Below are 8,451 nucleotides of genomic sequence, written 5' to 3'. Positions count from 1 at the left end.
CGCAAGGAAGTGGAAGCCGCAGGCTTCGTCTTCGCGGGCGAGAGCAAACTGCTCGCCAATCCCGCCGATCCGCGCACGGCGGGCGTGTTCGATCCCGCGATCCGCGGGCGGACCGACCAGTTCGTCTACCGCTTCCGCAAGCCCCGGCGCTGATCTTTTGCCGCAAGGTGGTGGCCGCGCGCCGGCTTGTGATCTAGACCGCGCCGCGTGACCCCGACCCTTCCCAGGCTTCCGTTCGATACCGCGCGGCTGAAGGCGGCATTCGCGCCCCGCTGGGTACGCCTGCTGGCCGCGATCGTGACCGCCGCGCTGCTCGTCTATCTGCTGCTGTGGGCGGTATTCCTGCGCGGACTACCTTCCGCGTCGACCCTGCTCGAATATGAGCCTCCTTTGCCGACCAACGTGCGTGCGCTCGACGGCGCGCCAATCTACAGCTTCGCGCGCGAGCGGCGCGTGCAGCTTGCCTACGAGGAATATTCGCCGCGCCTCGTTCAGGCTTTCATCTCGGCCGAGGACAAGGGTTTCTTCTCGCACCACGGGATCGACGTGCTCGCCTTCGCCAACGGCGTGTACGAATATTTCACGAAGATGGGGACGGGCGAGCGCGCGCGTGGGGGATCGACCATCACCCAACAGGTCGCGAAGAATTTGCTGATCGGCGACGAATATTCGCCCGGCCGCAAGATCCGCGAGGCGGCGCTCGCGATGCGGATCGAAAGCGCGCTGACGAAACCGCAGATCCTCGAACTCTACCTCAATCAGATCTTCCTGGGCCGCAACGCTTATGGGGTGGAGGCGGCGGCGCGTGCTTATTTCGGCAAGGACGCCAACGCATTGACCTTGCCGGAGGTCGCCTATCTCGCGGCGCTGCCCAAGGCGCCGTCCAATTACGATCCCGACCGCCACGCCGACCGCGCGCTGGAGCGGCGCGCCTATGTGCTGCGCGAGATGCGGGTGAACGGATACATCACCCCCGCCGAGGAACAGGCCGCCGCCGCCGCGCCGCTCGGCACGATCGATCGTTCGAACGCACGGCGGGACGCCGAAAAGCCGTTCGAGGGCTATTATATGGAAGAGGTGCGCCGCCAGCTCCTCGCCAAATATGGCACCGACGGAGAGGATGGGCCCAACAGCGTCTATGTGGGCGGATTATGGGTCCGCACCTCGCTCGATCCGGTTGCGCAGAAGGCAGTCGAGAAGGCGTTGCGCGATGGTCTCGTCCGATACGAGGCCGCCGCCGGCTGGCGCGGCCGATCGGGCCAGATCGACATCCGGCCGGGCTGGCCGGGCCGGCTGGCGCGGCTCAACCTCGATGTCGATTATGGCGGGTGGCGGCCGGCGGTGATCCTGTCGAAATCGGGGTCTAGCGCGGAGCTGGGCTTTACCGACAATAGCCGCGGCACGCTCGCGCCATGGGGCGCGGCGGCGCCCAAGCGCGGTGTGGGCGGGCGGGCCTTCGACTTCCTGCGCGCGGGCGACGTGGTGATCGTGGCGCCGGCGGGCGGCGGCTGGGCGCTGCGCTCGATCCCGGTGATTTCCGGCGGGATGGTCGCGCAGAACCCGCATACGGGACAGGTGTTGGCGATGATGGGCGGTTTCGATCCACACCACGCCTTCAACCGCGCGACGCAGGCGCTGCGGCAACCGGGCTCCTCCTTCAAGCCTTTCGTCTATTCGGCCGCGCTCGACAGCGGGATGACGCCCGCCTCGATCATCGTCGACGGGCCGTTCTGCGTATTCCAGACCGCGCGCCTCGGCACCAAATGCTTCCGGAATTTCTCCGGCGGCTATGCCGGGCCGCAGACGATGCGGTGGGGCGTCGAACAGTCGCGCAACCTGATGACCGTGCGCGCCGCGAGCCAGGCGGGAATGGACAAGGTGGTCGGCCTCGCCAAGCGGATGGGGGTGGGCGACTACCCGCCTTACATCGCATACTCGCTGGGCGCGGGCGAGACGACCGTGCTGCGCATGGTCAACGCCTATTCGATGCTGGCCAATCAGGGGCGCGCGCTGAAGCCGACGCTGATCGACTTCGTCCAGGATCGGCATGGCAAGGTGATCTGGAAGGCGGACAATCGGCCCTGCGAAGGCTGCAACGCCCGCGACTGGAACGGCGGGCCGATGCCGCGCCCGCGCGCGCGTTCGGCACAGATTATGGACGCGATGACCGCCTACCAGATGGTCCACATTCTCGAAGGCGTGGTCCAGCGCGGAACGGCGACCGTGCTGCGCGATCTCGGCCGGCCCCTGTTCGGCAAGACGGGCACGAACACCGGCCCGACCAATGTCTGGTTCGTGGGCGGATCGGCCGATCTCGTCGCGGGAGTCTATATCGGCTACGATCGGCCGCGCTCGATGGGCGGGTACGCGCAGGGCGGCACGCTCGCAGCACCAATCTTCCGCCAGTTCGCGCAGGTGGCGATGAAGGACATGCCGGTGGTGCCGTTCCGCGCGCCGCCCGGCATCCGCATGGTCCGGATCGATCGCCGCTCGGGCAAGAAGGTGTTCGGCGGCTGGCCGAACAACGAGGAATATAAGCCCGCGATCATCTGGGAAGCGTTCAAGCCGGAGAGCGAGCCACGCCGCGCGATCGCTCAGCAGGAGCTTGGCGGCGGCGCGCCGCGACAACGCGCGATCCGCAGCGACAGCGACTTCTTGCAGGCGCAGGGTGGGATTTACTAGGTAGCAGGCCGAAACCCGCTACCAGCCCACCTCCGGACAGGAGCCGGGCGGACCAATCGGGCAGGACCCTTAAGGAATTGAACATGCGCGCCGAAGCGCAAGCCCATATCGACCAGATCGACGCCGCGATGGCCCTGGTCCGCCGCTTTCTCGATTGGGACCGCGCGGTGCGCCGGCTCGACGAGCTCAACGCGCGCGTCGAGGATCCCAAGCTGTGGGACGATCCCAAGCAGGCGCAGAGCGTGATGCAGGAGCGCCGCCGGCTCGACGAGGCGATCACTGCGGTCTCCGCGATCGAGCGCGAGAAAGCCGACACCGTCGAGCTCACGGAAATGGCCGAGGCGGAAGGCGATGACGCGCTGGTCGACGATGGCGTCGCGGCCTTGGCCGCACTGGCTGAGCGCGCCGAGCAGGACAAGGTCAAGGCGCTGCTTGCCGGCGAAGCGGACGGCAACGACACCTATGTCGAGATCAATTCGGGCGCGGGCGGAACCGAAAGCCAGGATTGGGCCGAGATGCTCCAGCGCATGTACACGCGCTGGGCGGAGCGGCGCGGGCTGAAGGTCGAACTGATCGACCACCATGCCGGCGAGCAGGCAGGGATCAAGTCGGCCACCCTGCTCCTCAAGGGCGAGAACGCCTATGGCTACGCCAAGACGGAGAGCGGGGTGCACCGGCTCGTGCGGATCAGTCCCTATGACAGCTCGGCACGGCGCCACACCAGCTTTTCGAGCGTCTGGGTCTATCCGGTGATCGACGACAATATCGACGTCCAGATCAACGAGAGCGACCTGCGGATCGATACGTATCGCGCCTCGGGCGCGGGCGGGCAGCACATCAATACGACCGACTCGGCGGTGCGCATCACGCACCTGCCGACGGGCATCGTCGTGCAGTGCCAGAACCAGCGATCGCAGCACAAGAACAAGGCGGAGGCGTACAACCAGCTCCGCGCGCGCCTGTACGAACGCGAGCTGGCCGAGCGGGAAGCGGTGGCCAATGCGCAGAACGCCACGAAGACCGATATCGGCTGGGGACACCAGATCCGGTCCTACGTGCTTCAGCCCTATCAGCTGGTGAAGGATCTGCGGACCGGCGTAACCTCGACCAGCCCGGCGGACGTGCTCGACGGCGATCTCGACCGCTTCATGGCGGCGGCGCTGTCGCAGCGCGTGACCGGCGAGACCGTTGAGGTCGAGGACGTCGAGTGATGCGGTGGGGCGCGCTCGTCGCGCTGATGCTCGCCACGGCGTGCGGCCCCACCCCGGCGCCGACGCTGCCCGAACCGCGCACGAGGACCGGCTTCCCCAAAGCGAGCCGCGTGGTCGCGCCGGTCGTGTCGCCCGGTTGGTCGACGGAGCGGGCGCGCGACCAGCGCCGCGAGGCCGATCTGGTGATGGCCGCCGCCGGGGTCACACCCGGGATGACCGTCGCCGATATCGGCGCGGGCGAGGGTTATTACACGATCCGGCTGGCGGCGAAGGTCGGGCCGGAAGGGCGCGTTCTGGCCGAGGATATCGTTCCGGAATATCGGGATCGGCTGGCCGAACGCATCTATCGCGAGCACCTCGACAACGTCTCGGTCAAACTGGGCCGGCCGACCGACGCGCAACTGCCCGAGGGCAGCTTCGATCGAATCTTCATGGTGCACATGTACCATGAGATCGACGAACCCTACGAATTCCTCTGGCGGCTGCGCCCGGCGCTGAAGCGCGACGGGATGGTCGTGCTGGTCGATGCCGACCGCCCTACCGCGCAGCACGGCACGCCGCCGCATCTCCTCGACTGCGAGCTTGCGGCGTCGGGCTTCCGCCTCGTCCGCCGGATGACGATGCCGCAGGCCGGCGGCTATCTGGCGCTCTATGCCGCCGCGCATGGCCCACGGCCGGAGCCGCGCGCCATGCAGGGGTGCAAGGCCTGACCGCTTACTTGCTGCCGGCCAGGTCGATGCCGATGTAGCGCGCCGGGCGATTGCCGCGCTGGACCAGCAGCAGGACGGTCTTGAAGCCCGCCTTCTTCGCCGCGTCGACCGCGGCCGCCGCCTCGGCGGGACTGGTGACGGGGCGCTGCGCGATGCCCAGGATCACGTCGCGCGGCTGCAGCCCCTTGTTCGCGGCATCGCTCGACGGATCGACGTTGGTGATGACCACGCCGCGCGTGCCCTGCGCCAGGCCGAGCTGTTGCGCGATGGCCGGGGTCAGTGCCTGGATCGACACGCCGAGCGCGCCACGCAGCGACTGCGGCGAAGCCGGCTCGTCGGCGTCGGGCAGCGAATCGCTATCATCGCCGTCGTTGACCGCGAGCTGGTCCTCCGGCGGACGTTCGGTCAGCACGGCGTTCAGCGTCGTGCGCTTGCCCTGGCGGACCACCTCGATCGGAACGCGCGCGCCCACGGGCAGGCCCGCGACGATGAAGGACAGCGTATTTTCCGGCGTGATGTCCTGATTGTTGACCCGGACGATGACGTCGCCCTGCTGAAGCCCGGCGCGCGCCGCCGGCTGCCCCGGCTCGACCCGGGCAACGATCTCGCCGCGATCCTTTGGCAGGTTGAGCGAGGCGGCGATGTCGTCGGTCATCGGCTGGATCACGACGCCGAGATAGCCGCGACGGACGCGCTGCCCCTTCATCAACTGCTCGACGACCGGCTTGGCCTGTTCGGCGGGGATGGCGAAGCCGATGCCGACATTGCCGCCCGAAGGCGAGAAGATCGCGGTGTTGATGCCGATCACGTTGCCGTTGAGATCGAACATCGGGCCGCCCGAATTGCCCTGATTGATCGCCGCGTCCGTCTGGATGTAGCGATCATAGGCGCCCTGCTGGCCGATCGAGCGGTGGATCGCCGACACGATGCCCGCCGTCACGGTGCCGCCGAGCGCGAAGGGATTGCCGATCGCGAGCACCCAGTCGCCGACCCGCGTCCGCGTCGAATCGCCGAACTGGACGAAGGGCAGGTTGGTCGCGTCGATCTTCAGTACCGCCAGATCCGACACCGGATCACGCCCGATGACGCGGGCGGTATATTCCTTGCGGTCGGCCAACGTGACGGTGATCGAAGACACGGTGACGCGCGCGGCGCTGCGCCCCGAACCGCCCGCAATGACGTGATTGTTGGTAACGATGTAGCCGTCCGCCGACACGATGAAGCCCGAACCGAGCGAGGTCGCCTCGCGCGTGACCGGCTGGCCATTTTCGTCCGATCCGCCAAACCGGCGGAACAGTTCGCCGAAGGGGGTTCCGGCGAACGGATTCTGCTGCTGCGGGACCTGCACCTTCTGCGTGGTCGAAATGTTGACCACCGCTGGCTGCAGCTTCGCGGTCAGATCGGCGAAGCTCATCGGCGCGCCGCGCGGAGCGACCGCCGCCATCTGCGAGGGCGCGTTCTGCGCGACCTGTGCGCCGAGCGGCTGTTGAAGGGCAACGGTAGCGGTGGCGCCGCCGAGAAGCAGGGCTCCGGTTACGGCATAGGCATAGCGCACGAGCATCGACTCCCGAAATTCGTCAGCGGGTCAGGAAGACCGGCACGGGTCCAGAACGGAATATGACACGTGCCGATCCCCGGCTGAACGAAAATTGAATGGCGTCAGGGGCGGCGCCCCGTGAACTGCCGCAGATATTCGTCGTCGGGCGACAGCAGGATATTGGCGCTTCCACGCGGATTGTTGTCATCGGTGCCGAACGTCGTCCGATAGGACTGCATCGCGCGATAGAAATCGTAGAAGACCGGGTCCTTGCCGAAGCTGGCCGCATAGACCTTGGCGGCCTGGCCGTCCGCCTCGCCCATGATGATCTGCGCCTCGCGCCGCCCTTCCGCCTCGATCGAGCGCGCTTCCTGCTGGCGCGCCGTGCGCATCCGCTCGAACGCGCTCTGCAGCGGTGTGCCGTCGGGCAAGTCGGCGCGCTTGATCCGCACATCGACGATCTCCGCGCCATATTGCGCCGCGACGCGGGCAAGCGCGTGACGGATATTGCCCATCACCGCATCGCGCTCGGGCGTTAGCAAGGTGGCGAAGCGGCGCTTGCCGAGCTCGTTGCGGAGCGCCGAGCCGAGGATCGGCTTGAGCGCGTCGCTCACCCGCCGTTCGCTTCCCGCGGAGACGTACATCCGCACCGGATTGACGATCCGGTAGCGCGCATAGGCATCGACCTCCAGCCGCAGCTGGTCGGTCGAAAGAACTGCCTGCCGTTGCATGTCGAAGGACAGGACGCGCTTGTCGACCCAGACGAGCTGATCGACGAACGGGATGCGATAGCCGAGGCCTGCCCCAGTCCGCCCATAATCGTCATTGCGATCATAGGCGTTCATGATCGTCACCGGGTGGCCGAAGCGCAGCACGAGCGCCTGCTTCGTTTCCGGCACCACGACCAGCGCGCTGAGCATCACCGCCAGCACGGCAAGCGCAATCCCGCCCCACAGGAAGGGGTTGCGGCGGAGGGCTGCGGCCACGCTCATCGTCCCTCCTCCTGCGCGCGCGCCGCGGGAGCGGCCGGCGCGGGAAGATAGGGCACTACGTTGCGCGGGCCGACGATCGTCTTGTTGGTCTTGGCCAGCACCTTTTCCATCGTCTCGTAATACATGCGGCGGCGCGTGACCTCGGGCGCGAGCCGATACTGGTCGTAGACCTTGTCGAACGCGGTCGATTCGCCTTCCGCGCGCGCGGTCACCTGCGTCGCGTAGGCGCGTGCCTGGTTGAGATAGGATTGCGCGGTCTGCTGCGCGGCCGACACTTCCTTGAACGCGTCGTTCACTTCCTGCGGCGGATCGGCCTGCTTGATCGCCACGCCCTGGATCACGACGCCCGCGCGGTAAGTGTCGAGCAGCTCCTGCGCGCGCTGCGCTACGCGGCTTTCGATCAGGCTGCGCCCCTGTCCGATTGCGTCGTTGAGCGTCACCCGCGCGATCGCCTCGCGCATCGCGCTTTCGGCGGCCTCCTTGATCGTCCCGTCGGGATCCTGCAGTTCGAACAGATAATATTCGGGATCGCGGATGTTCCAGCGAACCGAATAGGCCAGGTTGATGATGTTCTCATCGCCCGTCAGCATCAGGTTCTGGCCCGAGGAGCCGTCGGCGCCCGTATCGATGTCGATCACGTGGATGTTATCGACGTCGACCTTCGTGACGATGTCGAGCGGCGCGGGAAACGAAAAGCCGAGCCCGGGCTGAAGCGTGCCGACATATTTGCCGAGGCGCGTGACCACGCCGCGCTGCTGCGGCCCGATCACATGCGCGCTGGTGAACGCAACCCATAGCAGCACCGCGGCGAGAACGGCCCAGCGCCAGATACCGTCGACTTCGAAATTGCCGGGCCCACCGCCGCCGAAGCGCGCGCGGCCGCGTCGGATCAGCGCGTCGAGCGCCGAAGGGCCTGCCGTGCTGCCGCCCTTGCCGGGTTTCGGCCGCCACGGCCGGCGCGATTCCTCTTCCCCGCCGCCCCCGGACCCGCCCCACGGGCCACCTTCGTTGAGCACGGCACCTTCAACACCTTCTTGCATCGCATCCTTATAGGCGGCGGTGCGGGGAAAAACAGTGCCTCGCCGGCCATGAGCGCCTAGAGGCTCGCGCATGCCCACCCCCGATCAGCTTACCTCGGCGCTCGACGCCGTCCTCGACCCCGTCTCCGGACTCGGCCTGCTCACCTCCGGCCGCGCCGCCGCGCCGCGCGGCGTGGCGCCGCGGCCGGAGGTGAGCAGGCCGAGTCCGGAGACGGGGTCGAGGACGGCGTCGAGCGCCGAGGTAAGCTGATCGGGGGTGGGCATGCGCGAGCCTCTAGG

At 67.6% G+C, this 8,451-nt stretch carries 7 protein-coding genes and 1 pseudogene; 4 read left to right on the top strand and 4 right to left on the bottom strand.

All coding sequences use genetic code 11. The features are described 5' to 3' along the window. The 4 genes and pseudogenes from ACOJSF_RS03655 to ACOJSF_RS03640 form a co-directional block, all read left to right on the top strand. Positions 1–153, top strand: a pseudogene (locus tag ACOJSF_RS03655) (methyltransferase); the annotation flags it as partial. Positions 154–207: 54 nt separating this feature from the next. Next, entirely contained in the window at positions 208–2,682 is a 2,475-nt protein-coding gene (locus tag ACOJSF_RS03650; RefSeq protein WP_420140868.1) for a penicillin-binding protein 1A, read from the top strand. A gap of 83 nt (positions 2,683–2,765) precedes the next feature. Beyond that, positions 2,766–3,893, top strand: a complete 1,128-nt coding sequence (gene prfB, locus ACOJSF_RS03645) for a peptide chain release factor 2 (protein WP_420140867.1) — start codon at positions 2,766–2,768, stop codon at positions 3,891–3,893. After that, positions 3,893–4,603 carry a class I SAM-dependent methyltransferase gene (locus tag ACOJSF_RS03640; protein WP_420140866.1) on the top strand — a complete coding sequence of 237 codons (711 nt, stop codon included), beginning with the start codon at positions 3,893–3,895 and terminating at the stop codon, positions 4,601–4,603. Before prfB ends, ACOJSF_RS03640 begins: the two co-directional genes overlap by 1 nt. A 4-nt stretch (positions 4,604–4,607) precedes the next feature. On the opposite strand, the gene ACOJSF_RS03635 is transcribed toward ACOJSF_RS03640, so the two are convergent. The 4 genes from ACOJSF_RS03635 to ACOJSF_RS03620 all read right to left on the bottom strand — a co-directional run. After that, positions 4,608–6,158: a Do family serine endopeptidase gene (locus ACOJSF_RS03635; protein WP_420140869.1), complete on the bottom strand. Its 1,551-nt coding sequence runs from the start codon at positions 6,156–6,158 to the stop codon at positions 4,608–4,610. Between the two features lie 104 nt (positions 6,159–6,262). Beyond that, positions 6,263–7,132: a protease modulator HflC gene (gene hflC, locus ACOJSF_RS03630; RefSeq protein ID WP_420140865.1), complete on the bottom strand. Its 870-nt coding sequence runs from the start codon at positions 7,130–7,132 to the stop codon at positions 6,263–6,265. Beyond that, positions 7,129–8,172, bottom strand: coding sequence for an FtsH protease activity modulator HflK (gene hflK, locus ACOJSF_RS03625; RefSeq protein ID WP_420140864.1), 1,044 nt, complete (start codon positions 8,170–8,172; stop codon positions 7,129–7,131). Before hflK ends, hflC begins: the two co-directional genes overlap by 4 nt. Before the next feature lie 84 nt (positions 8,173–8,256). Next, positions 8,257–8,451, bottom strand: a 195-nt coding sequence (locus ACOJSF_RS03620; protein ID WP_420140863.1) for a hypothetical protein, incomplete at its 5' end; no start/stop codon positions are given.

It is taken from the genome of Sphingomonas sp., from assembly GCF_048594985.1.
In the GTDB taxonomy this organism is placed as follows: domain Bacteria; phylum Pseudomonadota; class Alphaproteobacteria; order Sphingomonadales; family Sphingomonadaceae; genus Sphingomonas_I.
This window is presented reverse-complemented; position numbering and strand designations above follow the sequence as displayed.

Excerpts from the sequence above, each read along its gene's own strand:
- prfB (WP_420140867.1), top strand. The coding sequence starts at position 2,766 with ATGCGCGCCGAAGCGCAAGCCCATATCGACCAGATCGACGCCGCGATG.
- ACOJSF_RS03640 (WP_420140866.1), top strand. The coding sequence starts at position 3,893 with ATGCGGTGGGGCGCGCTCGTCGCGCTGATGCTCGCCACGGCGTGCGGC.
- hflC (WP_420140865.1), bottom strand. The coding sequence starts at position 7,132 with ATGAGCGTGGCCGCAGCCCTCCGCCGCAACCCCTTCCTGTGGGGCGGG.
- hflK (WP_420140864.1), bottom strand. The coding sequence starts at position 8,172 with ATGCAAGAAGGTGTTGAAGGTGCCGTGCTCAACGAAGGTGGCCCGTGG.